The sequence below is a fragment of the Streptomyces sp. NPDC101151 genome, from assembly GCF_044768335.1.
Classification (GTDB): Bacteria; Actinomycetota; Actinomycetes; order Streptomycetales; family Streptomycetaceae; genus Streptomyces.
Map to the genome: position 1 here is coordinate 107,393 of NZ_JBIWPP010000021.1, position 25,624 is coordinate 133,016.

The following is a 25,624-nucleotide window of genomic DNA, read 5'->3' on the forward strand; positions in this document are numbered from 1 at the left end:
CACTCCTCACTGCAACATCGCGTGTTGGTTCTGCCACAACGAGGGGGATGTGCCGCCCCGCTCAGGAGAGTGGACCGTTCCCGACCGCCGTGCCCGCGGGAGACGATCACGCGGCGCTCGGAGGTGACGTGAGATCGCCGCGACCCTTCAGGAAGCCGCGTAGCATGAACCCACGGAACTTCCACGTCGAGCCCTTTTCCACTGCTCCGTGGACGCGACCTCAAGCACCCGTCGCCCGTCTTCCGGGAGAGTCGCTGTGTCCCAGTCATCCGCTCCGCCACAGACGCCAGGCGTCAGGAACGACTTCTGCGAGTACGAGAACGAACCAGTGCCCCGCTCGGCGCGGCGTAGCCTGGCGTCGGTGTCCGCGGCGTGGCTCGGCCTCCCGATGATCCTGACCTGTGCCGTGTTCGGCGGCCTGGTCGTCCGCTCGCTCGGCTTCTGGTCCGGGATGGCCGCCATCGCTGTCGGCAACCTGATCCTCACGTTGTACGTGGGCTTCCTGAGCTACCTGGCCGGATGTAGCGGCAAGAACTTCGCGCTCATGGCCAGGCGCACTTTCGGCTCGCGCGGCTACGTCGTGCCCGCCGCGTTCCTCGCCACGATCGTCACCGGGTGGTTCGCCTTCCAGACCGGTCTGACCGGAGAGACGCTGAAGAACAGCGCGGGCTGGAGCCCGATGTGGACGTCACTGGCCGCAGGCGCCGGGTACGTTGCGGTCACCCTGCTGGGCATCCGCGCCCTGACCTGGATCGGGGTGATCGCCGCGCCGCTTTACCTGGTGCTCGGCATCACCGCCGTCTGCTTCGTGACATCCCGCCCCGGCGCCTCGAAGTTTGCCACCTACCCGGGTGACGGGGCAGGGACGATGGGCTTCGCCGCGGCGGTCACCCTCGTGGTGGCGCTCTTTGCCGACTCTGGGACGATGACCGCTGATTTCACCCGCTGGTCGAGAAGCGGGCGGGCGGCCGTCCTGGCCTCACTGTCTGCCTTCCCCTTGGGCAACTCCGTCGCCCTGGTGATCGGCGGCCTGATCGTCGCCATGGGCGGAGCCGACGATCCGGCCTCCTCCGGGGGCGACTTCCTCGGCATCCTCGCTTCCCACGGTGGTGCGCTCGTTCCTTTGGCCATCGCCTTCGTCCTCATCAACCTCGGCTCGGTCTGCGCGCACTGCCTCTACAACGGCGCCGTCGCATGGAGCCAGCTGGCGGGTACCCGAATGCGCCCCACCGCCCTGCTGCTCGGAACCGTCGGCGCGCTCCTGGCGGTCGCCGGTGTCTGGAGCCACTTTGAGGAGTGGCTCAACTTGTTGGGCGTCATCGTCCCGCCCATCGGCACGATCCTCATCGTCGATCAGCTCCGGTCGACCCTCTGGATCACGCCACGGAACGTGGACGCGTCGGCACGGAGTGCCGCGTGGCGGCCAGCAGCCTTCGCTGCCTGGGCCGCCGGAGCGGCCGGTGCGCTCGTGGCCCATGACGTCGCCGACTGGCTGTCCACCGCGGTCATCGGCATAGCCGTCGCCGCCCTTGTCCTCCTCCTCAGCGAGGCGCGGCCGCCGCGACGGATCCCACCCACCCGCCCCCGGGCCCTTCCCCACGGATCCCAAGGAACCTCGACATGAGCACCGCAGTGACTCCTCCCACGCACCCGCCGGTGGCCACGACCGCCGACGCCGTCGCGGCCACCCCGTACGACTGGCCCTATGGCGGGCACATCGACCTCCGCAGGACCGCGGTGCTGTGCATCGACTGGCAGGTCGACTTCTGCGGCTGCGGCGGATACGTCGACCGCATGGGCTACGACCTCTCTCTGACCCGCGCGGGGCTCGCCCCGACCGCCCGCCTGCTGGCGCGGGCCCGCGAACTGGGCATGCTGGTCGTGCACACCCGGGAGGGCCACCGCCCAGACCTGTCCGACCTGCCGGAGAACAAGCGGTGGCGCTCCCGGCGCGCGGGTGCAGAAATCGGCAGCCTGGGCCCGTGCGGCCGCATCCTGGTACGTGGGGAACCCGGCTGGGAGATCGTCCCCGAGGTCTCGCCGCTCAAGGGCGAACCCGTTATCGACAAGCCGGGCAAGGGCGCCTTCTACGCCACCGACCTCGACCTCGTCCTGCGCACCCGAGGTATCGACCACCTCGTCCTGACCGGCATCACCACCGATGTGTGCGTCCACACGACCATGCGCGAGGCGAACGACCGCGGCTACGAGTGCCTCGTGCTCTCCGACTGCACGGGCGCCACCGACCGCGGGCACCACGAGGCGGCGCTTGCCATGGTGACCATGCAGGGCGGAGTCTTTGGAGCAGTTACGTCGTCAGACCAGCTGCTGCGGGCGCTCGTCGCCGTCGACCCGGTCTGAGGGCCACCCCCACCCTCGGAACCATCGGACCAGCTGCAGGAACGCGACCACGACCGCAGCCGAAGACGGGCTTCCCGCCCCGAAGCCGGTCACCGACCGAGTCGAAGCCGTCTACCGGTGCATCGAGGACGCCGACCGCCCGGAGAGTACGGGTCACTCTGCTCGGGCGGGACGAGGCCCTGGCCCACGCCGCTGCCATCGACAAGGCGTGCCAGCGCCCGAGCGCCGCCGGGCTGCCGCTGGCCGGCCTGATCGTTGCCGTCAAGGACAACATCGACGTCGCCGGCATGCCGACCACAGCCGCGTGCCCTTCCTTCGCCTACACCCCCGCCGAGTCCGCGACTGCCGTGCAGCGGCTCACCGACGCCGGCGCACTCGTCATCGGGAAGACCAACATGGACCAGTTCGCCACCGGACCGGTGGGGACGCGCAGCCCGTACGGGGCGGTCCGGCACGCCACCCGGCCGGACCGGATCTCCGGCGGCTCCAGCTCCGGCTCCGGGGTGGCCGTCGCCCTGGGCATCGTGACGCGGCCCTCGGTACAGACACCGCCGGCTCGGGGCGTCTGCCTGCCGCACTGCACGGCATCACCGGCATCAAACCCACCCGCGGCCTGATCCCCGTCACCGGTGTGGTGCCCGCCTGCCGCTCATACGACTGCGTCAGCGTCTTCGCCCGCTCCCTAGCCGGTCCCGCCCTCCGGGCCTCAGGAGCGGACCAGTCCCACGCCCTGGGCGAGCCGGGCAGCCGCGTGCCGAAAGAACTCCTCCCGGTCCTCCACGATCCGGTGGAACTGCCCGAACAGCTCGAACCCGACCAGCCCGAACAGCTGGGACCAGGCCGCCACCAGCGCCACCGCCGCCTCGGCAGGCAGGTCGGGCGCGAAGTCCGCCGCCATGCGCTGGGCCTCGGGGCGCAGCGCGTCGGGCAGGGGGAGATCGCTGAGGCCGGGCCCCTGATGGGCGTCGCGGACGATACCGATGAGGAGCAGACCGACGCGCGCGGCGGGCGGGACGGTGGTCTCGGGGGCGGAATAGCCGGGCACCGGCGAGCCGTAGATCAGGGCGTACTCGTGCGGATGGGCGAGGGCCCACGCACGCACCGCCTCGCACACGGCTGCCCAGCGCGCCACGAAGTCCGCTTCGGTCACCGCCGCATGGGCGGTCTCCGCCGCTTCGCCGAGGGAGTCGTAGGCGTCGATGATCAGGGCGGTCAGCAACTCGTCGCGGCTGGGGAAGTAGCGGTAGAGCGCCGAGGAGACCATGCCGAGCTCGCGGGCGACGGCCCGCAGCGAGAGCTTGGCCGCACCCTCCGCCGCAAGTTGTCTGCGCGCCTCGTCCTTGATGGCGGCGGTCACTTCGATCCTGGCCCGCGCGCGGGCGCCCTGTGCGGTGCTCATGCCAGCAGTGTGCCACGGAGGCGGAGCGGTGCACACAAACCGAAGCGGTGCACAAAAAAGAGAGCACCGCTCTTGCTCTGGAGTGCCCGCCTCCCCCACACTGATGGCAAGCGAGAGCACCGCTCTCCCAAATCGTGGGGGTCACCATGTCGTCGTCTTCGCCCTACTACCTCAAGGGCAGCCCGCTGACCGTCCGGATGAACGCGGTCATCGGCTGGCTCGCCCGGCACGGACTGAGCATCGCGGGCACCGCCGAGATGTCCGTGCGCGGCCGCAAGAGCGGCGCGATGCAGCGCATCCCGGTCAACCCGCACGTCCACGAGGGCGAGCAGTACCTCGTCTCGGCGCGCGGCCACTCGCAGTGGGTGCGCAACATGCGCGCCGCGGGCGGTGGTGAGCTGCGCGTGGGCCGGAAGGTGCGCGCGTTCCGCGCAGTGGAGCTTCCCGACGCGGAGAAGCTCCCGATCCTGCGGACCTACCTGGAGAAGTGGGGCTGGGAGGTCAACCAGTACTTCCAGGGAGTGACGGCCAAGTCCTCCGACGAGGAGATCGTCGCGGCGGCCGGCGACCACCCGGTCTTCCGGATCACCGTCACGAAGTGACGGCGTCCTCGGCCGGCGTGGCCGGCGTGGCCGGACCTCGGTCCAGCGCGAGGAGGGCACGCTGGGCGAACGGGTGGGACCGGACCAGCTCTCCCAGGGACGTCGAGCCCCGCGTGATGTCCTTGAAGGCCTTCCAGGCGGGGCGGAACCCGGTGAGGACCGCGTGGAAGATGCCGGGACGGCGCTCGAACGCGGCCAGCATCCGCTTGCCGACACTCATCTCCACTCCGAGCCCCGCCTTGATCGCGAACGCGTAGTTCAGGGCCTGGCGACGGGCGTCGACGGCGTCGTGCGCCTCCGCGATCCGGACCGCCCACTCCCCCGCGAGCCGGCCCGAACGCAGCGCGAAGGAGATGCCCTCGCGGGTCCACGGCTCCAGCAGCCCCGCCGCGTCACCGCAGACCAGCACCCGGCCGCGGGAGAGCGGCGAGTCGTCGGCGCGGCAGCGCGTCAGGTGCCCGGAGGAGATGCTCGGTTCAAATCCGGCCAGCCCGAGCCGGGCGACGAAGTCCTCCAAGTACCGCTTGGTGGCGGCGCCTTCGCCTCGCGCCGAGATCACGCCGACCGTCAGCGTGTCGCCCTTCGGGAAGACCCAGCCGTAACTGCCCGGCAGGGGGCCCCAGTCGATGAGCACCCGCCCCTTCCAGTCCTCGGCAACGGTCTCCGGGACCGGGATCTCCGCCTCCAGGCCGAGGTCGACCTGGTCCAGCTTCACTCCGACGTGCGCCCCTATGCGGCTCGCGCTGCCGTCGGCGCCGACGACCGCGCGGGCCAGCACCGTCTCCCCGCCCTGGAGCACCACGGCGACCGTGCGCCGGTCCGGCACCGCCGAGCCGTGCTGCTCGACGCGCTGCACCGTGACGCCCGTGCGCAGTTCGGCGCCCGCCTTCTGGGCGTGCTCGACCAGCTGCTGGTCGAACTCGGGCCGGTTGATCAGCCCGAACAGCATCTGCCGGGAGCGGCGGGTACGGGCGAAGCGCCCGTTGTTCGAGAAGGTGAGCGCGTGCACGCGGTCCTTGAAGGGCAGTTCGAAACCGGGCGGCAGCGCGTCGCGCGAGGGGCCGATGATGCCGCCGCCGCACGTCTTGTAGCGGGGCAGCTCGGCTTTCTCCAGCAACAGCACACGCCGCCCCGCGACCGCCGCCGCGTAGGCCGCCGAGGCCCCCGCGGGTCCCGCGCCCACCACGACGACGTCCCACACCCGCTGCACGTCGTCCGCCGAAGAGTTCTCGCCGCTCACGATGGTCTACTGCTCCGATCAAGCCGCTGCCGCTACCTGTCCCCCGCATCCTACGGCGACGATCGTCGCAGGCCACTGTGGGAGGATCGGTGTACCCAGCTGTACAACGTCGCACCTACGAGGAGCGTGCCCATGTCGTCGAATCCGGTCGCCGAGACCATCGCCTCGCTGCTGCCCCGGGCGAAGGCGGAGCTGACCGAACTGGTCGCCTTCAAGTCGGTGGCGGACTTCGCACAGTTCCCGAAGAGCGAGAGCGAGGGCGCCGCGAACTGGATCGCGGACGCGCTGCGCGCCGAGGGCTTCGTGGACGTGACCCTCCTCGACACCCCTGACGGTACGCAGTCGGTGTACGGCTACCTGCCGGGTCCCGAAGGTGCCAAAACGGTTCTGCTCTATGCGCACTACGATGTGCAGCCGCCGCTGGACGAGGCCGGCTGGACGACCCCGCCGTTCGAGCTGACCGAGCGGGACGGCCGCTGGTACGGCCGCGGGACCGCCGACTGCAAGGGCGGTGCGATCATGCACCTGCTCGCGCTGCGCGCGCTGAAGGCGAACGGCGGCGTCCCCGTGCACATCAAGGTGATCGTCGAGGGCTCCGAGGAACAGGGCACGGGCGGCCTGGAACGGTACGCCGAGCAGCACCCCGAGCTGCTGAAGGCGGACACGATCGTCATCGGCGACGCGGGCAACTTCCGCGTCGGCCTGCCGACGGTGACCACCACGCTGCGCGGGATGACCCTGCTCCGGGTCCAGATCGACACCCTCGGCGGAAACCTGCACTCGGGCCAGTTCGGCGGTGCCGCCCCGGACGCGCTGGCCGCGCTGATCCGCGTCCTGGACTCGCTGCGCACCGAGGACGGCTCGACCTCGGTCGACGGGCTCGACGCCACGGCACAGTGGGACGGTCTCGAATACACCGAGGAGCAGTTCCGCAAGGACGCCAAGGTGCTGGACGGCGCCCGTCTCATCGGCAACGGCTCGGTGGCCGACCGGATCTGGGCCCGCCCGGCCGTCACCGTGATCGGCATCGACTGCCCGCCGGTGGTGGGCGCCACCCCGTCGGTGCAGTCGAGCGCACGCGCCCTGATCAGCCTGCGGGTGCCGCCGGGCGTGGACGCGGCCGAGGCCACCAAGCTGCTCCAGGCCCACGTCGAGGCCCACACCCCGTGGGGCGCCCGGGTGAGCACCGAGCAGATCGGCCAGGGCCAGGCGTTCCGCGCCGACACCTCAAGCCCGGCCTACCAGGCGATGGCCGACGCGATGGCGGTCGCCTACCCGGGCGAGACCATGCAGTACGCCGGCCAGGGCGGCTCCATCCCGCTGTGCAACACCCTCGCCGGTCTCTACCCGCAGGCGGAGATCCTGCTGATCGGCCTGAGCGAGCCAGAGGCGCAGATCCACGCGGTCAACGAGAGCGTGTCCCCCGAGGAACTGGAGCGTCTTTCGGTCGCCGAGGCGCTGTTCCTGCGCAACTACGCGGCGGGCTGAACCCTTCTGCCGACGGCAGAGCGCCCTCGCCCCCGGGCGGGGGCGCTGCCTACGTTCGGCGCATGGACGTCATCGAACTGCTCCCCCGCCTCCACCTCCTGCGCTTCTCCATCGGACAGGCCTACCTCTGGCACGACGGCGAGGAGTCGACGCTGATCGACGCGGGGACGATCGGCTCGGGCCGCGCGATCGCCGACGCGATCACGGCACTGGGCCGCGCGCCCGGGGACGTACGGCGGATCGTGCTGACGCACTTCCACGAGGACCACGTGGGCGGAGCGGGCGAGTTCGCCGCGCTCAGCGGGGCCGAGGTGCTGGCCCACCACCTGGACGCGCCGTTCGTCCGGGGTGAACGCCCGGGACCGCCCCCGCGGTTCGAGGACTGGGAAGTGCCGATCCACGCGGAGGTGTCACGGCACCTTCCCCAGGGCGAGCCGGTGCTCCCGCGGAGCGTCACACCGGTGTCCGACAGTGATGTGCTGGACTTCGGCGGCGGTGCGCGGGTGGTCCACGTCCCCGGGCACACCGACGGCAGCATCGCGGTGTTCCTGCCGGACCAGGGCGTGCTGTTCACGGGCGACACCGTGGCGGCCTCGCCGGTCGACGGGGCGGTGATACCGGGCGTGTTCAACGTCGACCGGGCCCGGCTCCTGGACTCCTTCCACCGCTTGGCGCAGCTCGACGCGGACGTGGCCTGCTTCGGGCACGGTGACCCGGTGGTGGGCAGGGCTTCGGCGGCACTGAGCAAAGCGGCGGACAGCCACCCGGTCACCGGCTGACCACGGAGTCATGCCATGCCCTCTGCCGACGGTGCGAGGTCACGCCAGGGACGACAGGATGCCCGCCGCCGTCGCGCATGCGGCGGGTTCCGGGAGTTCGTCAGGCGGCCTGTCCGGCGACCGGCACACCGGCCTCCAGATAGAGCGCGGCGCCGCGTTCACGGGCCCGCAGCGCCCAGCGCAGCCGCTCGTAGCGCACCGGCGGCAGCATGTCGGCGGCCTCCTGCTCGGTCGCGAAGCGCCAGTCGCGCAGCTCCGGCCCCGGCAGTACCACCCGGGACGCCTCCGCCGAGTCCAGCCGGCCGCCGTCGAAGAGCAGCCGCAGTCCGCCGTAGCCGGGGGGTGCGGGCCGCTCCCAGTCCACGACGAGCAGCCGGGGCACCTCCCGCAGCCGTATCCCGGTCTCCTCGGTGACCTCACGCATGCCGGCACGGGCGGGAGCCTCACCGCGCTCGACCACACCGCCGGGGAACTCCCAGCCGGGCTTGTAGGTGGGGTCCACGAGCAGCACCCGGTCCTGCTCGTCGAAGAGGAGTACTCCCGCGGCGAGGGTCTCGGCGGTGGGCTCGGGGGTCTGCACGATGTCGCAGGGGGGTACGACGCCGCTGCCGACGGCGTCGGCGATGCGGACGGCGGTCTCGTACGGGGTGAGGTCGCTGTTGTCCACGAGGTGGGCGTCGGCGGTGAGCCAGGAGGCGAGGGCGGCCCGGTAGGGCTCGATGTGGTCGTCCGCCCACCGCCGCTGCCGTATCTCGCCGTCGGGCAGGTCCGGCGGGATCTCACGCCCGGCCGTCCGCTCGCGCAGGATCGTTTCCGCCGGGGCGAGAAGCAGATGCCGTACGGGGATCCGGCGGGCGGCGAGGCCGCCGAAGATCTCGTCGCGGTACTCCTGGCGCAGCAGGGTCATGGGGACCACGAGGGTCCCGCCCAGTTCGGCCAGCATCGCGGCGGCCGTGTCGATCACGAGCCGGCGCCAGATCGGCAGGTCCTGGAAGTCGCCGACCTCGGCGAGGCGCTTGGGCGGCAGCAGGTACGAGAGCGCTCCGCCGATGACCTCGGGGTCGAAGAGCGTGCTGTTCGGGATCAGTTCGATCAGTTCCCGTGCGGTGGTGGTCTTCCCCGCACCGAACGCGCCGTTGATCCAGACGACGGTCACGGACTCCCCCTCTTCTGTTGGCCCCCTGTGGCTTGCCCGCTCCACCCTGCCACGGAAACCACATCCAGTTGAGGGTGCGCACACGCGAGTGCCGGTGTCCCTTTGGGCGGGGACACCGGCACCGCGCCGGGACATCGGGCCGGCTACTGCTGCCCCAGCGCATGGTCGGCCCGGACGAGTCCGTCGTGGCCGGCCAGGTCGTCGACGTGGTCGAGGGTGCCGGAGACGTTGAGGTCACCGAGAGATCCGGCAGGTCCCTTGTCCACGGCGTGCGACGGAGTGACGGCGGCCACCACGAATCCGGTGGCGAGGGTGGCGATGGCGAGCATGCTGCGCTTCTTCATGCCGGGACCAACTGCTGAACCGGCCTGGGGTCACGCGGATCACGGCGATTGGGTTCTGCGGGCCGGCGACACTCCGGCGGGGGGGCCACGGGGGCCGGTGAAACCTCGTGGCCGCGGTGATCACCGGGCCGGTATCGTCCGGGCCCCGGCCTGCCGTGCGGCGGCGGGCCACCACCAGGAGAACGCCATCATGACCAGCACCCGCCCGACGACGACCCTCTGGCGCCCCACCGGGCCCGAGGAGCTCGACCTGGTCCGGGAGCTGGACTGGAGGGCGTGGCCGCCACGGCTGCCCGAGCAGCCGATCTTCTACCCGGTGCTCAACGAGGACTACGCGATCAGGATCGCCAGGGACTGGAACGTCAAGCACAGCGGCGCCGGCTTCGTGACGCGCTTCGAGGTCGAGGCGGAGTTCCTCGCACGCTATCCCGTCCAGCAGGCCGGCGGCGCGACGATCCTGGAGCTGTGGGTTCCCGCCCAGGAGCTGGACGAGTTCAACGCACACATCGTCGGCCTGATCGAGGTCGTGCACGAGTTCAGGTGAGGCCGGCCGGGCCTGTCGAGGCAAGGCACGAAGGGACCGGGCAAGGCAAGGCGAGGCCGGGCGAACCAACACAACCGAACGCCCGGCCTTTCCCGTCGTCCCCAAAATCCCCACCCGTCAAGGGGTATGACGGAATATCGAACAACTCCGACTCGCCTCTTCCAACAGAGTCCGACACGTCCTACCGTAAACGCGCACCGGTGACACGTACATGCCGTCATCCCATCTCCCGCGAGTCGGAGGAACGTCAACGATGCGTCGCCCTCACACCCGCACCACGCGCCGAAGAGCGGCCGGAGCGCTCGCCGCAGGACTGCTCTGCACGGTGGGCCTCGCCGCACCCGCCGTCGCGGCCCCCGACCGGCACCCCGTCGCCGCCCCCGCCCTGGCCGACGGCCTCGCCCTCGCCCCGCCCATGGGGTTCAACAACTGGAACTCCACGCACTGCCGCGCCGACTTCGACGAGGCCATGGTCAAGGGGATCGCGGACCTCTTCGTGAACAAGGGCCTGAAGGACGCCGGTTACCAGTACGTGAACCTCGACGACTGCTGGGCCCTGCCGAACCGGGACGCGAACGGCAAGCTGGTGCCGGACCCGGCCCGCTTCCCGAACGGGATCAAGGCGGTCGCCGACTACGTGCACTCCAAGGGCCTCAGACTCGGTATCTACACCAGCGCCGGCATCAAGACCTGCAACAGCGCGGGCTTCCCGGGCGCGCTCGGCCACGAGTACAGCGACGCGCAGCAGTTCGCCGACTGGGGCGTGGACTACCTCAAGTACGACAACTGCAACAACCTCGGCGTCGATGCCAAGCTGCGCTACAAGACCATGCGCGACGCCCTGAAGGCGACCGGCCGGCCCATCGTCTACAGCATCTGCGAATGGGGCGAGAACAAGCCCTGGGAGTGGGCCGCGGACGACGGCCACCTGTGGCGGACCACCGGGGACATCAGCGACAGCTGGGGTTCGATGCTGTCGATCCTCAAGCAGAACCTGCCGCTCGCTCCGTATGCGGGCCCCGGCCACTGGAACGACCCCGACATGCTGGAGGTCGGCAACGGCGGGATGACGGACACCGAGTACCGCTCCCACTTCTCCCTCTGGTCGGTCATGGCCGCGCCCCTGCTGATCGGCACCGACCTGCGCAAGGCCTCCCAGGCGACCTTCGACATCCTGGACAACAAGGAGGTCATCGCCGTCGACCAGGACCCGCTGGGCAAACAGGGCACGGTCGTGTCCTCCGCGGGCGGACGCTGGGTCGTCGCCAAGGAGATGAAGGACGGCAGCCGCGCGGTCGCCCTGTTCAACGAGTCCGGCACCGCCCAGCGGATCGCCACCACCGCGAGTGCCGTCGGCCTGCCCGACGCCCCCGCCTACACCCAGCGCGACCTGTGGCAGCACCGCGGTTACAACACCGCGGGCAGCATCGCGGCCACCGTCCCGGCCCATGGCACGGTCCTGCTGCGGGTCTCGGCCGACCCGGACTGGTCCGCCAACCCGCCCGCCGTCGAACTCGGCCTGGACGGGCGCCCGTTCGTGGAGGCCAGCACCCCGGCCACGCTGACGACCTCCGTCACCGATCTGGGCCGGACGCCCGCGCGCCGGGTCTCCGTGTCGCTGACCGGTCCGGACGGCTGGACCCTGCGCGCGACCTCGGCGACCACGGCCGCCGCCCTCTCCACGGGCAGGTCCCTGCGCACCGGCTGGAAGGTGACCGCCCCCGCGGGTACGCCGACGGGTGCGTACGGCCTTTCCCTCAGGGCGAGTTACCGCTCACCCGGCGGGGAGAGCGTCACCAGCACCCTCCCGCTGACCGCGATGGTCGTCCTGCCACCGCCCGCCGGGACGTCGTACCTCAGCGATCTGCCGTGGCTGTCGGCCACCAGCGGCTGGGGGCCGGTCGAGCGCGACACCAGCAACGGGGAGAGCGACGCGGGCGACGGTCACCCGATCACCCTGGGCGGCACGGTGTACGCCAAGGGGCTCGGCGTCCACGCGGAGAGCGAGGTCTCCTTCTACACCGGCAAAGCCTGCGCGAAGGTCACCGCGGACGTCGGCGTGGACGACGAGAAGGCCACGAAGGGCACCGTCGCCTTCGAGATCTGGGCGGACGGCACCAAGGTCGCCTCGACCGGTGTGCTGACCACCGCACAGCCCGCCCAGCCCCTCACCGCCGATGTCAGCGGTGCCCAGGAGATCCGTCTCGTCGTCACCGACGGCGGGGACGGCATCGACTCGGACCACGCGGACTGGGCGGACGCGCGGCTCAGCTGCTGACCCCTGTCTCAGACCCCTGCCGCGGTCGCGTCCGGCCTTCGGGCCAGCGCGGCCGCGGCGGCGCCGACCAGGCCCGCGTCCGTGCCCATCTGCGCGGGCGTGACGGTCAGCCGCTGGACGAAGGAGAGGGTCGCGTAGTCGCCGAGGGCCTTGCGCAGGGGCGTGAAGAGAATGTCGCCTGCCTTGCCGACACCCCCGCCGATCACCGCGATGTCGATCTCCACCAGGGTCGCGGTGGCCGCGATACCGGCGGCCAGCGCCTGGGCGGCCCGCTCGAAGGAGGCCACGGCGACCGGGTCGCCCTCCCGGGCGGCGGCGGCCACCGCCGCCGCGGAGGTGTCGCCGTCCGGGCCCGGCCGCCAGCCCTGCTCCAGGGCGCGGCGGGCGATGTTGGGGCCGCTGGCGATGCGCTCGACGCAGCCGCGCGAGCCGCACGGGCACGGGTCGCCGTCGAGATCGACGCTGATGTGCCCGATGTGCCCGGCGTTGCCGGTCGGGCCGGGATGCAGCTGCCCGCCAAGGACCAGGCCGCCGCCGACGCCCGTCGAGACCACCATGCACAGCGCGTTGTCGTGCCCGCGGGCGGCGCCCTGCCAGTGCTCGGCCGCGGTGATCGCCACGCCGTCGCCGATCAACTCGACCGGCAGGCCGCCGGCGGCCGCGCGCACCCGCTCGACCAGCGGAAAGTCACGCCAGCCCGGCACGTTCACGGGGCTGACGGTGCCCGCCGAGGCGTCCACCGGGCCCGCGCTGCCGATGCCGATCGAGCCGGCGCGTCCCCACAGGGGCGACCCCGCGAGTTCGCCGAGCACCCCCTCGACGGCCCGCATGACCGTTTCGCCGTCCTGCTGCGCGGGCGTCGCACGCTGCGCACGCGCCTGGATCCGTCCGTGGCCGTCCACCAGCGCGCCGGCGATCTTGGTGCCGCCGATGTCCAGGGCCGCCACGAGTTCGGTGTGCATCAGAGTCAGATCTCCCCGTTGAAGCTTGAGAACCAGAAAGAGGCAGGCCGGTCAAGCGGTGGGGGCGCAGGCCGGAGACAGCGCTGGACAGTCTCTCGCGCATCTGACAACGTTGTCCAGGCTCTATGCTCGACGCCACATCCTCGTACAAACCTTGGACCGCCGCACCACCCCAGTGGACAACACGGACGACAGGACAGGACACGCATCGTGCCCGAGAGCACCCGCCACGCAGAGCGCCATTCAGGAAACCGCTACGGCAACCGTCCCACGATGAAGGACGTGGCCGCGCGGGCCGGGGTCGGTCTGAAGACGGTGTCCCGTGTGGTCAACGGTGAGCCCGGCGTCACGCCGGACACCGAGCGCCGCGTCCAGGAGGCGATCGACGCGCTCGGCTTCCGCCGCAACGACAGCGCGCGCGTGCTGCGCAAGGGCCGTACGGCGAGCATCGGCCTGGTCCTGGAAGATCTCGCGGACCCCTTCTACGGCCCTCTGAGCCGCGCGGTCGAGGAGGTGGCCCGGGCCCATGGCGCCCTGCTGATCAACGGCTCGAGCGCCGAGGACCCGGAGCGGGAGCAGGAGCTGGCGCTGGCACTGTGCGCCCGGCGGGTGGACGGTCTGGTGGTGATTCCGGCCGGGGACGACCACCGGTATCTGGAGCCGGAGATCAGAGCGGGCGTGGCCACCGTGTTCGTGGACCGCCCCGCCGGGAGGATCGACGCCGACGTCGTCCTGTCCGACAACTACGGCGGTGCCCGCGACGGCGTCGCCCACTTGATCGCGCACGGTCACCGCCGGATCGGGTTCATCGGCGACATGCCCCGCATCCACACCGCGGCCGAGCGACTGCGCGGTTACCGGGCCGCCATGGAGGACGCGGGCATACCGGTCGAGGGGCAGTGGATGTCCCTCGGGGCGACGGATCCGGTGCGGGTGCGCCGGGCGGCCGAGGAGATGCTCTCGGGCCCGGCCCCCGTCACCGCGATCTTCGCGGGCAACAACCGGGTGACGGTGACCGTGATCCGTGTCCTCGCCGAGCAGTCCCGACCGGTCGCCCTTGTCGGTTTCGACGACATCGAGCTGGCCGATCTGCTCCAGCCGGGCGTCACGGTCGTCGCGCAGGACGCGGCCGCCCTCGGCCGGACCGCCGCCGAGCGCCTCTTCCGCCAGCTGGACGGCACCCTCGTCGCTCCGGAGCGCATCGAGCTGCCGACCCGGCTGATCACCCGCGGCTCCGGCGAGCTGCCGCCTGCCGGGTGAGCCGACCGTGACCGGCCACACCCTGCAGGAACTGGGCCTCGCCGAGGCACCCCGCGAGCATCCGCTGCTCTATCCGGGCGCCTGGCCGGCCGGCTCGGGGCTGCTGCAGGGCGATCGGATGCTGCCGCTCGAACGCCTGGTGTACGACGACCGGGTGCCGGTCCTCGCGGTCGGCTCCAACGCCTGCCCCGGCCAACTGCGGCACAAGATGACGGAGTCCGGGATCGACTCGGCCGTCCCGATGGTGCGGACGCGGGTGACCGGCGTCGACGTGGGCGTCTCCGCGCACGTCAGCCGCATGGGCTATGTCTCCGCCTCTCCGGTCAAGTCCCAAGGCCCGCCACACGAGTTGTTCGTCATCTGGCTGGACCCACGGCAACTGGCCGTGATCGACGCCAGCGAGGGGGTACCGCTGCCCGACGGCAACTTCCGCCGGGCCTGGCTGCCCGCACCGGACGTGCACATCGAGCTGGCGGACGGTCAGGTTCTGCCCGGGGCGTATGTGTACGTCAACCGGCACGGGGTGCTGCACAACGGCGCCGGTGCGCCGCGAGCGCATCCCGGTCAGCACGCCCTGCTGGCCGAACTCCTCGCGGCATCGGCCCCGTTGAGAGTGCTGTTCGGCGTCACTCCGGAGGAGTTCTGCGCCCGGGCGCGTGCCGACGTCGTCCGGTGTGCGCGCGGCACGCGCCTGTTCGCCGAGCACGCGTGGGTGACGGAGTCCGGGCTGGAGCCGTACGCCGCCGGTCAGCAGACGGGGAGCCCCGGCACCGGTGCGTCGTTTCCGCCGCCCTTGAGGTAGACGTCGCTGACATAGACGCCGGTGTGTCCGCTGTCGTCGTCGGTCTTCGCCCACCAGACGTTGGTCCACCGGCCGTAGGTCTCCCGGCGGCCCAGGTTCGTCTGGCAGTAGAAGTAGTTGGTGCCGGCGCCGAGGACACCCGTCTCGGTGCCGGCGGCGGTGTAGGACTTGGCGGTGCGCCAGACCTGGCAGTCGTACTTGCCGCCGCCTACGGGCCGGCAGGCAGGGGCGGGGCTCGAGGTGGTGCCCGTACCACCCGCTGCGCCTCCGTCCCGCGTGGGGCTGCTGGAGGCCTTGCCGGGGGTGGAGGCGGAGGCGGAGGCGCGGTGGGACGGCTTGCCGCCGCTCGCCTGCTCGCCGGGTGCGGTGCTCTTCCCGGCGGCCGGGCCGGTGGGCGTCGGCCGCGTGGACCAGTCGGTGTCGGCACGGCCGGTGGCGCCGGCCGCGGTACGGGAGCCGGCGGGCGCCGCGTCCGGACGGGGCTCGTCCTTGTCGTTCAGCAGGGCGACGGTGATCCCGGCCGCGGCGAGTACGACGGTGACGGCGACCGCGGCGAGCAGGGCACGCCCCTTGCGGCGGGGCTCGGCGGACGTGGCGCTCATCGGGCCGGTGGGGCCGCTGACGTACGCGGCGGGGGTGCCGGTGGGGCCATGGCCCTGGGGGCCCTGTCCGGCATGCGAGGCCGGTGTCGGAGCCATGGAGATCGGCGGTGTCGGAGCCATGGGCGTCGGCGGCACACCGCCGGGCATGGCTGCCGGGCCGAACCCCGGCGGCACCTGCGGCACACTGCGTGCCGTCGGCTCGGGGCCGCGCGGCGGAGTTCCGCGCAGGGCCGCCGTCGGGGTGTCCGGCGGCCTCGCCCCGGCCGCCTCGCGCAGCAGATCGCGGGCCTCTTCGGCGTCCGGACGCGCGTCCGGACGCTTGTCCATCAGGCGCTGCAGAACGGGCGCCAGCGGACCCGCGCGGCGGGGCTCGGGCAGGGGCTCGGCCACGATCGCGGTGAGCGTGGAATAGGTCGACGTACGACGGAACGGCGAGGCGCCCTCGACGGCCGCGTACAGGGTGGCGCCCAGGGCCCAGACGTCGGAGGCCGGGCCGGGCTCGGCGCCCTGGGCACGCTCGGGCGCCAAGTAGTCGAGGGAGCCGACGAGTTCGCCGCTGCGGGTGAGACGGGTGGCCGAGCCGTCGCCCGGGTCCTCCATGGTGGCGATGCCGAAGTCGGTGAGGACGACCCGGCCGGAGCGGTCCAGCAGGATGTTGCCGGGCTTGACGTCGCGGTGCAGGACACCGGCGCGATGGGCGGCGGCGAGCGCGTCCATCACCTCGGCACCGATCCGGGCCGCCTCGTAGGGTTCCAGGGTGCCCCGCTCGCGCAGGACGTCGTCCAGTGAAGGGCCGTCGACCAGCTCCATGACGATCAGCGGGCGGCCGTCGACCTCGGCGATGTCGTGCACGGCGACCACGCCGGAATGGCGGACCCGGGCGGCGGCGCGGGCCTCGCGCTGCATCCGCAGCCGCAGCTCCGACAGCTCGGGGCCTGCGACGTCCGTGTAGGTGCGCAGTTCCTTGACGGCGACCTCACGGCCGAGGACCTCGTCCACCGCCCGCCACACGACACCCATGCCGCCTCGCCCGAGCCGGTCGGTGACGCGATAGCGCCCGGCCAGCAGCCGCCCGGCGCCGTCCCTTTCCCGGCTCTCCGTCCGCCCGTCCCCCTCCACCGACCGCCGCTGCCCCGCGCCGTGTTGTCCCGCGCCGTATGCCACCGGTCCGGACCCGTCCGGTCCGTACTCGCCCGGTCCGTACTCGTCCGGTCCGTACTCCCCCGAAGACACTGCCGCCCCGTTCCTCGTCCGCCGTGTCGGTGAATGGCGTCCAGAGTACGGGGCGGTGGTGACGGCTCAAGCCGGCGCCCGGGGCTGTGACAGCTCCGCTGCCGTGCGGAAGGGGTGCTTCCCGGGCTCTACTTCGCGGAGGCCGTCAGATCGCCGCGCCGGGGTGCCGCGAAGCCCTCCAGGTCGGCCCGGGTCAGGCCGGTGAGCCGGGCGACCTCGGCGATGTCGAGGGCGCCGCAGTCCAGGCCGCGCAGCAGGTAGCCGCTGAGGGCCTTGGCGGTGGCGGGCTCGTCCATGACGTCGCCGCCCGCGCGGTTGGCATAGCGGGTGAGCCGGGCCGCCGCCTGCTCGAAGCCCTCGCGGTAGAAGGCGAAGACTGCGGCGTAGCGGGTCGGGATGTGGCCGGGGTGCATGTCCCAGCCCTGGTAGTAGGCGCGGGCGAGGGCGCGGCGGGTGAGGCCGTAGTGCAGCCGCCAGGCGTCGTGGACCTTCTCGGTCGGGCCGACCGGGAGGACGTTGGTCGAGCCGTCCGAGACCCGTACGCCGGTGCCCGCGGCGGCGACCTGCATGATCGCCTTGGCATGGTCCGCTGCGGGGTGGTCGCTGGCCTGATATGCGGCCGAGACGCCGAGGCAGGCGCTGTAGTCGAAGGTGCCGTAGTGCAGGCCGGTGGCACGGCCTCCGGCGGCCTGGATCATACGGGCGACGGTCGCGGTCCCGTCGGTGGCCAGGATGGACTGGCTGGTCTCGATCTGGATCTCGAAGCCGAGACGGCCGGTCTCCAGGCCGTGGACCTTCTCGAAGGCCTCCAGCAGACGGGCGAACGCGGTGACCTGCTCGGCGTACGTGACCTTGGGCAGGGTCAGCACCAGCCCCTCGGGCAGGCCGCCCGCCTCGATCAGGCCGGTGAGGAAGACGTCGAGGGTGCGGATTCCCCGGTCGCGCACCGGGGCCTCCATGCACTTCATGCGGATGCCCATACAGGGGGCGGCCGTGCCGTTCTTGTAGGCCTCGGCGATCAGTCGGGCGGCGCGGGCGGCCGCCTCGTCCTCCTCGGCGTCCGGACGCGGGCCGTAGCCGTCCTCGAAGTCGACGCGCAGGTCCTCGATGGGCTCGCGCTCCAGCTTGGCGCGGACGCGGGAGTGGACGGGCTCGGCGAGGTCGGCGGACAGGCCGAGGACGGCCGCGAACGAGGCCGCGTCCGGGGCGTGTTCGTCGAGGGCGGCGAGGGCCTGGTCGCCCCAGGAGCGGATGGTGTCGGCGGCGAAGGCGTCACCGGGGACGTACACGGTGTGGACGGGCTGCCGGGTGCCGGGGTCGCCGGGGTAGCGGCGCTCCAGTTCCGCGTCGACCGGCGCGAGGGAGGCGCTGATCTCCTCGCTGACGGCACCCGCGAGGCTCGTCGCCACCTTCTCCTGCTGGCCCTGACCCATCCCACACCCTCCATTTTTCCGCTCTACGGAATCAACAATCCGTAGAATGAAGTTATCCGGGGACCTTCGGGATGGTCAACACCATGTCCACGGAGCGCCACTCCGACACCTCGCCATGTTCACGCCCCTCTCAGGGCGCGGTGTCACACTTCCCTTCGCACGACTCGTCCGGCCGTTCCACCGAAGGAGCCTCCGTGCCGAACCACAGCCGAGTCACGCGCCGTCTGGGCGTCAAGGCCACCTTGGCCGCGGCGCTCACCGTTCCCTTGTCCAGTACAGCACTGTCCGCCCCGTCCGCCTCGGCGGAGGAGCACCAGGCGCACGGCGTAGGGATCATGTCCTTCAACCTGCGCTTCGCGAGTACCGCCGAGCCCAACAGCTGGGCCGTCCGCAGACCGGTGATGCGCGAGCTGCTGCGCCGCGAGAACCCCCACGTCATCGGCACCCAGGAAGGCCTCTACCAGCAGCTGCGCGACATCCACTCCGACCTCGGACCGCACCACGCCTGGATCGGGACCGGCCGTGAGGGCGGCAGCCGCGACGAGTCCGCGGCGATCTTCTACGACACCCGGCGCCTGTCCCCGGTCGAGCACTACACCTTCTGGCTCTCCGACACCCCGGAAGTGATCCGCTCGAACACCTGGCGCGCCGCGTTCCCCCGGATCGTCACCTGGGTCCGTTTCCGCGATCTGCGCGACGGCGGACGGGAGTTCTACGTCCTGAACACCCACTTCGACCATGCGAGCCAGTACGCGCGCGAACGCAGCGCCGCGCTGATGGCCCAGCGGATCGCCGGTCTCGACCGCTCCCTGCCGGTCGTGGTGACCGGCGACTTCAACGTCGCCGCGCACAAGAACCCGGTCTACGACGCGATGCTGGGTGCGGGACTCGTCGACACGTGGGACGCGGCCGCCGCGCGCAGCGCGCTGTACGGCACGTTCCACGGCTACAAGCCGCTCGTCCCGGGCGGCGACCGCATCGACTGGATCCTGTCCACGCCGGGGGTCACGACCCGGCGGGCGTCGATCAACACCTACTCCGGGAACGGCCGGTTCCCGAGCGACCATCTGCCCGTGCAGGCATGGGTCACCCTGGGATGAGCCGAGGCCCCCGTGACCGGTGTGCGGTCACGGGGGCCTCGTACAGCCCGGCGGCGATCAGCCCTTGCGGGTCTTGATCTCCTCGGTGAGCTGCGGGACGACGTCGAAGAGGTCGCCGACCACGCCGTAGTCGACCAGGTCGAAGATCGGGGCCTCGGAGTCCTTGTTGACGGCCACGATCGTCTTCGAGGTCTGCATACCGGCACGGTGCTGGATCGCACCGGAGATGCCGTTGGCGATGTACAGCTGCGGGGAGACCGACTTACCGGTCTGACCGACCTGGTTGGTGTGCGGGTACCAGCCGGCGTCCACCGCGGCGCGCGAGGCACCGACGGCCGCGCCGAGGGAGTCGGCGAGCGCCTCGATGAGGGAGAAGTTCTCCGCGCCGTTCACGCCACGGCCGCCGGAGACCACGATGGCGGCCTCGGTCAGCTCCGGGCGGCCCGTCGACTCACGCGGCGTGCGGGCGGTCACCTTGGTGCCGGCCGCCTTGTCGGAGAAGGAGACGGACAGGGCCTCGACGCCGCCTGCGGCCGGGGCGGCCTCGACGGCGGCCGAGTTCGGCTTGACCGTGATGACCGGGGTGCCCTTGATGACCCGGGACTTGGTGGTGAAGGACGCGGCGAACACCGACTGGGTGGCCACCGGGCCCTCGTCGCCGGCCTCGAGGTCGATGGCGTCGGTGATGATGCCGGAGCCGATGCGCAGCGCCAGGCGGGCGGCGATCTCCTTGCCCTCGGCGGAGGACGGGACCAGCACGGCGGCCGGGGAGACGGCCTCGTAGGCGGCCTGCAGGGCGTCCACCTTCGGGACGACCAGGTAGTCGGCGTACTCGGCGGCCTCGTGGGTGAGGACCTTGACCGCGCCGTGCTCGGCGAGCGCGGCGGCGGTGTCGGCGGCGCCGTTGCCCAGCGCGACGGCGACGGGCTCGCCGATGCGGCGGGCCAGGGTCAGCAGCTCCAGAGTGGGCTTGCGGACGGCACCGTCCACGTGGTCGACGTAGACGAGGACTTCAGCCATGGGATTGCTCTCCTGCGTAACGAAGTTGAGGGGCGGTCAGCGGGGGCGAGCCTTAGATGAACTTCTGGCTCGCGAGGAACTCAGCGAGCTGCTTGCCGCCCTCGCCCTCGTCCTTGACGATGGTGCCGGCCGTGCGGGCCGGACGCTCGGCCACGGCCTCGACCTTGGTGAACGCACCGTCGAGACCGACCTCCTCGGCCTCGATGTCCAGGTCGGACAGGTCCCAGGACTCCACCGGCTTCTTCTTGGCCGCCATGATGCCCTTGAAGGACGGGTAGCGCGCCTCGCCCGACTGGTCGGTGACGGAGACGACGGCCGGGAGCTGCGCCTCGAGCTGCTCGGAGGCGGCGTCGCCGTCCCGGCGGCCGGTGACAGTGCCGTCCTCGACGGAGACCTCGGAGAGCAGGGTGACCTGCGGGACGCCGAGGCGCTCGGCGACCAGCGCCGGTACGACGCCCATGGTTCCGTCGGTGGAGGCCATGCCGGAGATGACCAGGTCGTAGCCGGCCTTCTCGATCGCCTTGGCCAGCACCAGGGAGGTGCCGATGGCGTCGGTGCCGTGCAGGTCGTCGTCCTCGACATGGATGGCCTTGTCGGCACCCATGGAGAGGGCCTTGCGGAGCGCGTCCTTGGCGTCCTCGGGGCCGACCGTCAGGACGGTGACCTCGGCGTCGTCCGCGTTCTCCGCGATCTGCAGGGCCTGCTCGACCGCGTACTCGTCCAGTTCGGAGAGCAGACCGTCCACGTCGTCGCGGTCGACGGTCCGGTCATCGGCGAAGTGCCGGTCGCCAGTGGCGTCGGGCACGTACTTCACAGTGACAACGATCCTCAAGCTCACGCCGGCTCTCCTACTGCATCGTCATTTCCGGGCTGCCTCTTGCAGGCAGCATAGGCGCCTGAAGCGGCCGATCCCGGTCGGGGCGTCCGCGCGCTCCGACCGAAATATTACTCGCCAGTACACCCAGTTCCTGCCCGCTAAGCAAGCGCTTTGAACTGTGACCTTCGCAACGCAGCGTAACCGGAATTCGACGGCTCCGCAGGTGGGACGAGGCGTGATCAATCCCGCAGGCCGTTGAACCGGCCCTGGTGGTAGAGCAGGGGGCGCCCCACGCCCGTGGGATCGCCGAGGACCACCTCGGCGAGCACGATGCGGTGATCACCGGCCGGAACCCGGCCGACGATCCGGCAGACGAGCCACGCCAGCACATCGTCCAGGAGCGGTACGCCGTCCGGGCCCTCCCGCCAGGCCGTGGGCGCGCCGAAGCGGTCGGCGCCGCTGCGGGCGAAGGTGGCGGCGAGCTCGCTCTGGTGCTCGCCGAGTATGTGGATGCCGACGTGCTCGCTCTCGGCGATGGCGGGCCAGCTGGAGGCACCCGTGCCGATGCCGAAGGAGACGAGCGGAGGCTCGGCGGACACCGAGGTGAGGGAGGTGGCGGTGAAGCCGACCGGGCCGGAGGCGCCGCGCGCTGTGATCACCGCGACACCGGCGGCATGCCGGCGGAAGGCGGAGCGCAACAGGTCGGGAGAGGAGAGCGGGAAGGTGCCGAGGCCGGGCGTGGCCGTCATGGAGTTGTCCTTCTGCGAGGCGGGGCTTGGGGGTCCCCCCGCTCGGGCGGAGCCGAGAGTGGGGGAGGGTCCGGTGCTGCTCAACAGCCCGGACAGCGCGCGCTCGCGGTGCGGGCCAGGTCGACGTGGACCCGCCCGAAGAGAAGGAGTTCGATCGGCATACGGTCAGGCTGACGATAGGTGGCGGGCACAGTCAAGTTCGTTCCGGGATCTGGGAGATGCCTCACCGCGTCCCCGGGGGCGCTCACACGGCCTCGCCCAGTGCCGCGATCACGTCGGCCGTACGCGGCTGTCCGGTGGCGCGCCGCACCACCCGGCCGTCCGCGTCCAGGACCAGTACGGTGGGCGTCTTGCGGATCTCCAGCTCGCGTACGAGGTCCAGGTGGGCCTCGGCGTCGATCTCCAGGTGGGAGACGCCCGGGACCATGCGGGCGACCTCGCCGAGGATGCGCCGGGTGGCCCGGCAGGGTGCGCAGAAGGCGCTGGAGAACTGCACGAGCGTGGCCCGCTCCCCCAGTTCGCCGCCCAGCTCGGCCACTCCGAGCCGCTTGCTGTCGTCCCGCCCACGCACCCGTACTCTCCCGCCTTTCCCGCTCCGCCGCTTGTGCGGCACTCCCAGGGGCTCGCCACGACGAGCATCGTCGCGCACACCGCCGGTCCGGCCATCATCGGCACAAGCATTCACCGGACTGCAAAGAATTCCCGCCGGCCGCCGCACGTCGCGCAGGGCATTCGGGTACTGCCCGGAGACTGCCTGGGGTACGCGATGCACATGCTCCTGGAGAGGGCCACGGTACGTGGGGCATACCGGGCACTTGAGGAAGCGAGGCGGGGACCAGCCCGACGTGACGAGGATCTCGCCGCCGCGCGGCACCAGGACTGGCTACCCGTCCGTTCTTCGGGCACGATCTGCGAGACGCCGTAAACCTACGGCTGCGTAACTTTCCCGCCGGGAGCCCCCTTTCCCGAGCAGAGCAGAAAGGGTCCACCCCGCCCATGGCAGAGTTGGTCTACCGTCCCGTCATCGGTCTCGCCAAGACGCTGTTCAAGGCCTGGGACCTGAAGATCGACTGCCAGGGTTCGGAGAACATCCCGCGCTCGGGCGGCGCCGTGCTGGTGAGCAATCACATCAGTTACCTGGACTTCATCTTCAACGGCCTGGCGGCTCTCCCGCAGAAGCGCCTGGTGCGCTTCATGGCGAAGGAATCCGTCTTCCGGCACAAGGTGTCGGGGCCGCTGATGCGCGGGATGAAGCACATCCCGGTGGACCGCAAGCAGGGCGAGGCCGCCTACGCGCACGCGCTGGACTCGCTGCGCTCCGGCGAGGTCATCGGAGTGTTCCCCGAGGCCACCATCTCCGAGTCCTTCACCCTGAAGGGCTTCAAGTCGGGCGCGGCCCGCCTCGCCCAGGAGGCGGGCGTCCCGCTCGTCCCGATGGCGGTGTGGGGCACGCAGCGGCTGTGGACCAAGGGGCAGCCGCGCAACTTCAAGCGCAGCCACACCCCGATCACCATCCGGGTCGGTGAAACGGTCGAGGCCGCGCGCGACCAGTACGCGGGCGCCATCACCCGCCGTCTGCGCGAGCGCGTCCAGGAGATGCTGGACTCCGCACAGCGCGCCTACCCCGCACGCCCGAAGGGCACCGAGGACTCCTGGTGGCTGCCGGCCCACCTCGGCGGTACGGCGCCCACGGTGGAGCAGCTGAAGGCGGCTCAGGCCCGCTGACACCCGGCGGCGGGCCGGCGGCCGACAGGCCGCGCGGTCGCCACGGGAGAGCCTCGGAGGCTCTCGTGCCGCTGCGGGCGCCAGGACTGACCCCGGCCCCCCGGGGAGCGGGGTCCACCGGACCGGCGACGGTCTCTTCGAGAGCCGCCCCTGCCGGATCAGCGCCGGCCCCTCGGCAAACGACCCCGACCGGCGACGGCTCCTCGGGAAGCGGCGTCCTGCGGCCCCGCGCCGGTGCCTTCCCGTCCAGCGCGGCCAGGAGAACCCTCACCTGCCCCGCGCCCTCGCTGCGCGTGTCCACCTGGTCGGAGACCGGCCCGCGGCACTCGATCGCCCCCTCCGCACGGCCGTCCCGTCGTCCGCTGCCCCCGGTCGCTCACGGCCGGGAGACGAGCGAGTGTGACGGGCCGTCGGTCAGGCGGGCGTCGCCGCAGTCACCGGAGTGTGCACCTCGACGCGCGCGCCGGGGCTGAACTTCTCCAGCAGCTCGGCCAGTTCGGCGGCCGCCGCCTGCGCCTTTGGGACAGGCATCGGGGCGAGGGTCTCCAGCAGGAAGATGCCGGAGACCGTCTCCTCGGTGAGTCGGGTGCGCGGGCCCTGGCGCCAGTTCCAGCGCCGGCAGGTCACGCCGGCCTCGTCGCGCCACACGACCTCGCCCGCGTCGGGGTGTTCGATCACCTCCGCGCCGCCCGCGACCGTCACGAAGTCCTCCTCGCCGGTGGCACGCACGAGCCGCATCCCGCCCTGGACGCGGTCGATGTCCTCGCCGCCGACGGGGATCAGATGGGCGACGCTGATGGCGTTGTAGAGATCCACGAGCAGGTTGATCCGGGGCAGTCCGGCCTCGGTGAGGGCGCGCTTGGCCAGTGCCTCGGCCGAGTTGCGGGTGCGTGACGGCTTGGACCCGAAGGCGGTGTACACCTCGCGCCAGGCGGCCAGGTGCGGGTCCTCGTGCGGCGCACGTCCGTCCAGTCGGGCGGCCAACCGGCGGGCCGCCTCGTCCAGCAGTGCCGAACTCGCTTCGGTGCTGGGCCCGTTGGCGAGGCCGTACGCCTCGATCGCGACATGGGTGAAGCCGGGCGCGAGGGCACGGACCTCGTCGGACACGGTGAGTGTGAGCGTCATCTGCCTCGCCTCAGAGGGTGCCGGGGAGCGTCTTCCACAGGTGCGGCCGGTCCGGGGCGGCTTTCAGCGCGCCGAGTACGGCCGGGTGTGGTTCAGCGTACAGGACTGGATAGTCCATCTCATTGGACGCGGGGTCGGGGGTCCAGGCCAGCCGCTCGCCGTCCAAGGAGAACTGCGCGTCCAGACCCGGCTTGTTTCCTCTGGGATCCTGCCGGTGCCAGGCGCCGTGGAAGCGTACGGCGACCAGACCGTGGACGGCGTGACCGCTGCCGTCGTCATGCATCAGCCGCTGATAGCACAGGGCCGCGGGAATGTCCTCGGCACGCAGGAGCGCGGCCAGCGCGTGGGCCTTGGCGTGACAGATGCCCGTGCGCCGCTCGAGTACGTCCGAGGCGCGCCAGGTGACGCGCGGGTCGTCGGCGTCGGCGGAGTGCGGAATCGCGTCGCGCACGAATTCGTAGGCGGTGCGCGCATAGGCATACGAGTCCACGACCCCGTCGGCCAGTCGGGCGGCCGCCTCCCGGACCACGGGATGATGGTGGTCGATGACGTCGTCGGCGGCCAAGTACGCGGACAGGTCGGCGTTGTTCTGGATCAGCTCCATG

23 protein-coding genes and 2 pseudogenes are annotated in these 25,624 nt (G+C 71.7%); 12 read left to right on the forward strand and 13 right to left on the reverse strand.

What is annotated here, in order from left to right:
* Window positions 1-328: 328 nt before the first annotated feature.
* From ACIRU3_RS31230 to ACIRU3_RS31240, 3 genes and pseudogenes are all read left to right on the forward strand, one after another.
* Window positions 329-1,624, forward strand: a complete 1,296-nt coding sequence (locus tag ACIRU3_RS31230) for a purine-cytosine permease family protein (protein ID WP_404063338.1) — start codon at window positions 329-331, stop codon at window positions 1,622-1,624.
* Entirely contained in the window at window positions 1,621-2,361 is a 741-nt protein-coding gene (locus tag ACIRU3_RS31235; protein ID WP_404063218.1) for a cysteine hydrolase family protein, read from the forward strand. The genes ACIRU3_RS31230 and ACIRU3_RS31235 overlap by 4 nt, the downstream gene beginning before the upstream one ends.
* A 197-nt stretch (window positions 2,362-2,558) precedes the next feature.
* Window positions 2,559-2,828: pseudogene (locus tag ACIRU3_RS31240) on the forward strand (amidase family protein); the annotation flags it as partial.
* A 239-nt stretch (window positions 2,829-3,067) separates the two neighbouring features.
* Here ACIRU3_RS31240 and ACIRU3_RS31245 read toward each other — a convergent pair.
* A complete protein-coding gene (locus ACIRU3_RS31245; protein ID WP_404063221.1) occupies window positions 3,068-3,760 on the reverse strand; it encodes a TetR/AcrR family transcriptional regulator in 693 nt (230 codons plus the stop codon).
* Window positions 3,761-3,906: 146 nt separating this feature from the next.
* Between ACIRU3_RS31245 and ACIRU3_RS31250 the strand changes: the two genes are divergently transcribed.
* On the forward strand, window positions 3,907-4,362 hold the full coding sequence (locus ACIRU3_RS31250) for a nitroreductase family deazaflavin-dependent oxidoreductase (RefSeq protein ID WP_404063224.1): 456 nt from the start codon (window positions 3,907-3,909) through the stop codon (window positions 4,360-4,362).
* Here ACIRU3_RS31250 and ACIRU3_RS31255 read toward each other — a convergent pair.
* Window positions 4,352-5,602 carry a geranylgeranyl reductase family protein gene (locus ACIRU3_RS31255; protein ID WP_404063227.1) on the reverse strand — a complete coding sequence of 417 codons (1,251 nt, stop codon included), beginning with the start codon at window positions 5,600-5,602 and terminating at the stop codon, window positions 4,352-4,354. The two genes, ACIRU3_RS31250 and ACIRU3_RS31255, sit on opposite strands and share 11 nt — an antisense overlap.
* 132 nt (window positions 5,603-5,734) lie before the next feature.
* Between ACIRU3_RS31255 and ACIRU3_RS31260 the strand changes: the two genes are divergently transcribed.
* Window positions 5,735-7,090, forward strand: a complete 1,356-nt coding sequence (locus tag ACIRU3_RS31260; protein ID WP_404063230.1) for a dipeptidase — start codon at window positions 5,735-5,737, stop codon at window positions 7,088-7,090.
* 62 nt (window positions 7,091-7,152) lie between these two features.
* A complete protein-coding gene (locus ACIRU3_RS31265; RefSeq protein ID WP_404063233.1) occupies window positions 7,153-7,869 on the forward strand; it encodes an MBL fold metallo-hydrolase in 717 nt (238 codons plus the stop codon).
* Between the two features lie 100 nt (window positions 7,870-7,969).
* Here the strand turns inward: ACIRU3_RS31265 and ACIRU3_RS31270 are convergent, their stop codons facing one another.
* Both ACIRU3_RS31270 and ACIRU3_RS31275 read right to left on the reverse strand, forming a co-directional pair.
* Complete coding sequence (locus ACIRU3_RS31270) at window positions 7,970-9,025, reverse strand: NUDIX domain-containing protein (protein ID WP_404063235.1); 1,056 nt, start codon at window positions 9,023-9,025, stop codon at window positions 7,970-7,972.
* Between the two features lie 143 nt (window positions 9,026-9,168).
* A complete protein-coding gene (locus ACIRU3_RS31275; RefSeq protein ID WP_404063237.1) occupies window positions 9,169-9,369 on the reverse strand; it encodes a hypothetical protein in 201 nt (66 codons plus the stop codon).
* A gap of 190 nt (window positions 9,370-9,559) precedes the next feature.
* On the opposite strand from ACIRU3_RS31275, the gene ACIRU3_RS31280 reads away from it, so the two are divergent.
* Both ACIRU3_RS31280 and ACIRU3_RS31285 read left to right on the forward strand, forming a co-directional pair.
* Window positions 9,560-9,913, forward strand: coding sequence for a hypothetical protein (locus ACIRU3_RS31280; protein ID WP_404063239.1), 354 nt, complete (start codon window positions 9,560-9,562; stop codon window positions 9,911-9,913).
* A 253-nt stretch (window positions 9,914-10,166) separates the two neighbouring features.
* Window positions 10,167-12,191, forward strand: coding sequence for an NPCBM/NEW2 domain-containing protein (locus tag ACIRU3_RS31285; RefSeq protein WP_404063241.1), 2,025 nt, complete (start codon window positions 10,167-10,169; stop codon window positions 12,189-12,191).
* An 8-nt stretch (window positions 12,192-12,199) separates the two neighbouring features.
* Here the strand turns inward: ACIRU3_RS31285 and ACIRU3_RS31290 are convergent, their stop codons facing one another.
* Window positions 12,200-13,153 carry an ROK family protein gene (locus ACIRU3_RS31290; protein ID WP_404063244.1) on the reverse strand — a complete coding sequence of 318 codons (954 nt, stop codon included), beginning with the start codon at window positions 13,151-13,153 and terminating at the stop codon, window positions 12,200-12,202.
* 210 nt (window positions 13,154-13,363) lie between these two features.
* Between ACIRU3_RS31290 and ACIRU3_RS31295 the strand changes: the two genes are divergently transcribed.
* On the forward strand, window positions 13,364-14,413 hold the full coding sequence (locus tag ACIRU3_RS31295) for a LacI family DNA-binding transcriptional regulator (protein WP_404063247.1): 1,050 nt from the start codon (window positions 13,364-13,366) through the stop codon (window positions 14,411-14,413).
* A gap of 7 nt (window positions 14,414-14,420) precedes the next feature.
* A complete protein-coding gene (locus ACIRU3_RS31300; protein WP_404063250.1) occupies window positions 14,421-15,215 on the forward strand; it encodes a hypothetical protein in 795 nt (264 codons plus the stop codon).
* Here the strand turns inward: ACIRU3_RS31300 and ACIRU3_RS31305 are convergent.
* Together ACIRU3_RS31305 and ACIRU3_RS31310 are read right to left on the reverse strand one after the other, a co-directional pair.
* Entirely contained in the window at window positions 15,161-16,936 is a 1,776-nt protein-coding gene (locus ACIRU3_RS31305; RefSeq protein ID WP_404063340.1) for a protein kinase, read from the reverse strand. The two genes, ACIRU3_RS31300 and ACIRU3_RS31305, sit on opposite strands and share 55 nt — an antisense overlap.
* Before the next feature lie 242 nt (window positions 16,937-17,178).
* Window positions 17,179-18,483 carry a DUF6986 family protein gene (locus ACIRU3_RS31310; RefSeq protein WP_404063252.1) on the reverse strand — a complete coding sequence of 435 codons (1,305 nt, stop codon included), beginning with the start codon at window positions 18,481-18,483 and terminating at the stop codon, window positions 17,179-17,181.
* 194 nt (window positions 18,484-18,677) lie between these two features.
* On the opposite strand from ACIRU3_RS31310, the gene ACIRU3_RS31315 reads away from it, so the two are divergent.
* Entirely contained in the window at window positions 18,678-19,583 is a 906-nt protein-coding gene (locus tag ACIRU3_RS31315; RefSeq protein ID WP_404063255.1) for an endonuclease/exonuclease/phosphatase family protein, read from the forward strand.
* A 57-nt stretch (window positions 19,584-19,640) separates the two neighbouring features.
* On the opposite strand, the gene ACIRU3_RS31320 is transcribed toward ACIRU3_RS31315, so the two are convergent.
* The 4 genes and pseudogenes from ACIRU3_RS31320 to ACIRU3_RS31335 form a co-directional block, all read right to left on the reverse strand.
* On the reverse strand, window positions 19,641-20,603 hold the full coding sequence (locus ACIRU3_RS31320; protein ID WP_404063258.1) for an electron transfer flavoprotein subunit alpha/FixB family protein: 963 nt from the start codon (window positions 20,601-20,603) through the stop codon (window positions 19,641-19,643).
* Between the two features lie 52 nt (window positions 20,604-20,655).
* Window positions 20,656-21,441, reverse strand: coding sequence for an electron transfer flavoprotein subunit beta/FixA family protein (locus ACIRU3_RS31325; protein WP_404063260.1), 786 nt, complete (start codon window positions 21,439-21,441; stop codon window positions 20,656-20,658).
* 218 nt (window positions 21,442-21,659) lie between these two features.
* Window positions 21,660-22,169, reverse strand: coding sequence for a flavin reductase family protein (locus ACIRU3_RS31330; protein ID WP_404063263.1), 510 nt, complete (start codon window positions 22,167-22,169; stop codon window positions 21,660-21,662).
* A 244-nt stretch (window positions 22,170-22,413) separates the two neighbouring features.
* Window positions 22,414-22,835, reverse strand: a pseudogene (locus ACIRU3_RS31335) (thioredoxin family protein).
* A 330-nt stretch (window positions 22,836-23,165) separates the two neighbouring features.
* On the opposite strand from ACIRU3_RS31335, the gene ACIRU3_RS31340 reads away from it, so the two are divergent.
* On the forward strand, window positions 23,166-23,894 hold the full coding sequence (locus ACIRU3_RS31340) for a lysophospholipid acyltransferase family protein (RefSeq protein ID WP_404063265.1): 729 nt from the start codon (window positions 23,166-23,168) through the stop codon (window positions 23,892-23,894).
* 414 nt (window positions 23,895-24,308) lie between these two features.
* Here ACIRU3_RS31340 and ACIRU3_RS31345 read toward each other — a convergent pair whose 3' ends face one another.
* Together ACIRU3_RS31345 and ACIRU3_RS31350 are read right to left on the reverse strand one after the other, a co-directional pair.
* Entirely contained in the window at window positions 24,309-25,019 is a 711-nt protein-coding gene (locus ACIRU3_RS31345; protein WP_404063268.1) for a B3/4 domain-containing protein, read from the reverse strand.
* Between the two features lie 10 nt (window positions 25,020-25,029).
* On the reverse strand, window positions 25,030-25,623 hold the full coding sequence (locus ACIRU3_RS31350; protein WP_404063271.1) for a transglutaminase domain-containing protein: 594 nt from the start codon (window positions 25,621-25,623) through the stop codon (window positions 25,030-25,032).
* Window position 25,624 lies beyond the last annotated feature (1 nt).

Excerpts from the sequence above, each read along its gene's own strand:
- ACIRU3_RS31235 (WP_404063218.1), top strand. The coding sequence starts at position 1,621 with ATGAGCACCGCAGTGACTCCTCCCACGCACCCGCCGGTGGCCACGACC.
- ACIRU3_RS31245 (WP_404063221.1), bottom strand. The coding sequence starts at position 3,760 with ATGAGCACCGCACAGGGCGCCCGCGCGCGGGCCAGGATCGAAGTGACC.
- ACIRU3_RS31250 (WP_404063224.1), top strand. The coding sequence starts at position 3,907 with ATGTCGTCGTCTTCGCCCTACTACCTCAAGGGCAGCCCGCTGACCGTC.
- ACIRU3_RS31260 (WP_404063230.1), top strand. The coding sequence starts at position 5,735 with ATGTCGTCGAATCCGGTCGCCGAGACCATCGCCTCGCTGCTGCCCCGG.
- ACIRU3_RS31265 (WP_404063233.1), top strand. The coding sequence starts at position 7,153 with ATGGACGTCATCGAACTGCTCCCCCGCCTCCACCTCCTGCGCTTCTCC.
- ACIRU3_RS31275 (WP_404063237.1), bottom strand. The coding sequence starts at position 9,369 with ATGAAGAAGCGCAGCATGCTCGCCATCGCCACCCTCGCCACCGGATTC.
- ACIRU3_RS31280 (WP_404063239.1), top strand. The coding sequence starts at position 9,560 with ATGACCAGCACCCGCCCGACGACGACCCTCTGGCGCCCCACCGGGCCC.
- ACIRU3_RS31285 (WP_404063241.1), top strand. The coding sequence starts at position 10,167 with ATGCGTCGCCCTCACACCCGCACCACGCGCCGAAGAGCGGCCGGAGCG.
- ACIRU3_RS31290 (WP_404063244.1), bottom strand. The coding sequence starts at position 13,153 with ATGCACACCGAACTCGTGGCGGCCCTGGACATCGGCGGCACCAAGATC.
- ACIRU3_RS31310 (WP_404063252.1), bottom strand. The coding sequence starts at position 18,483 with ATGGGTCAGGGCCAGCAGGAGAAGGTGGCGACGAGCCTCGCGGGTGCC.
- ACIRU3_RS31320 (WP_404063258.1), bottom strand. The coding sequence starts at position 20,603 with ATGGCTGAAGTCCTCGTCTACGTCGACCACGTGGACGGTGCCGTCCGC.
- ACIRU3_RS31330 (WP_404063263.1), bottom strand. The coding sequence starts at position 22,169 with ATGACGGCCACGCCCGGCCTCGGCACCTTCCCGCTCTCCTCTCCCGAC.
- ACIRU3_RS31340 (WP_404063265.1), top strand. The coding sequence starts at position 23,166 with ATGGCAGAGTTGGTCTACCGTCCCGTCATCGGTCTCGCCAAGACGCTG.
- ACIRU3_RS31345 (WP_404063268.1), bottom strand. The coding sequence starts at position 25,019 with ATGACGCTCACACTCACCGTGTCCGACGAGGTCCGTGCCCTCGCGCCC.
- ACIRU3_RS31350 (WP_404063271.1), bottom strand. The coding sequence starts at position 25,623 with ATGGAGCTGATCCAGAACAACGCCGACCTGTCCGCGTACTTGGCCGCC.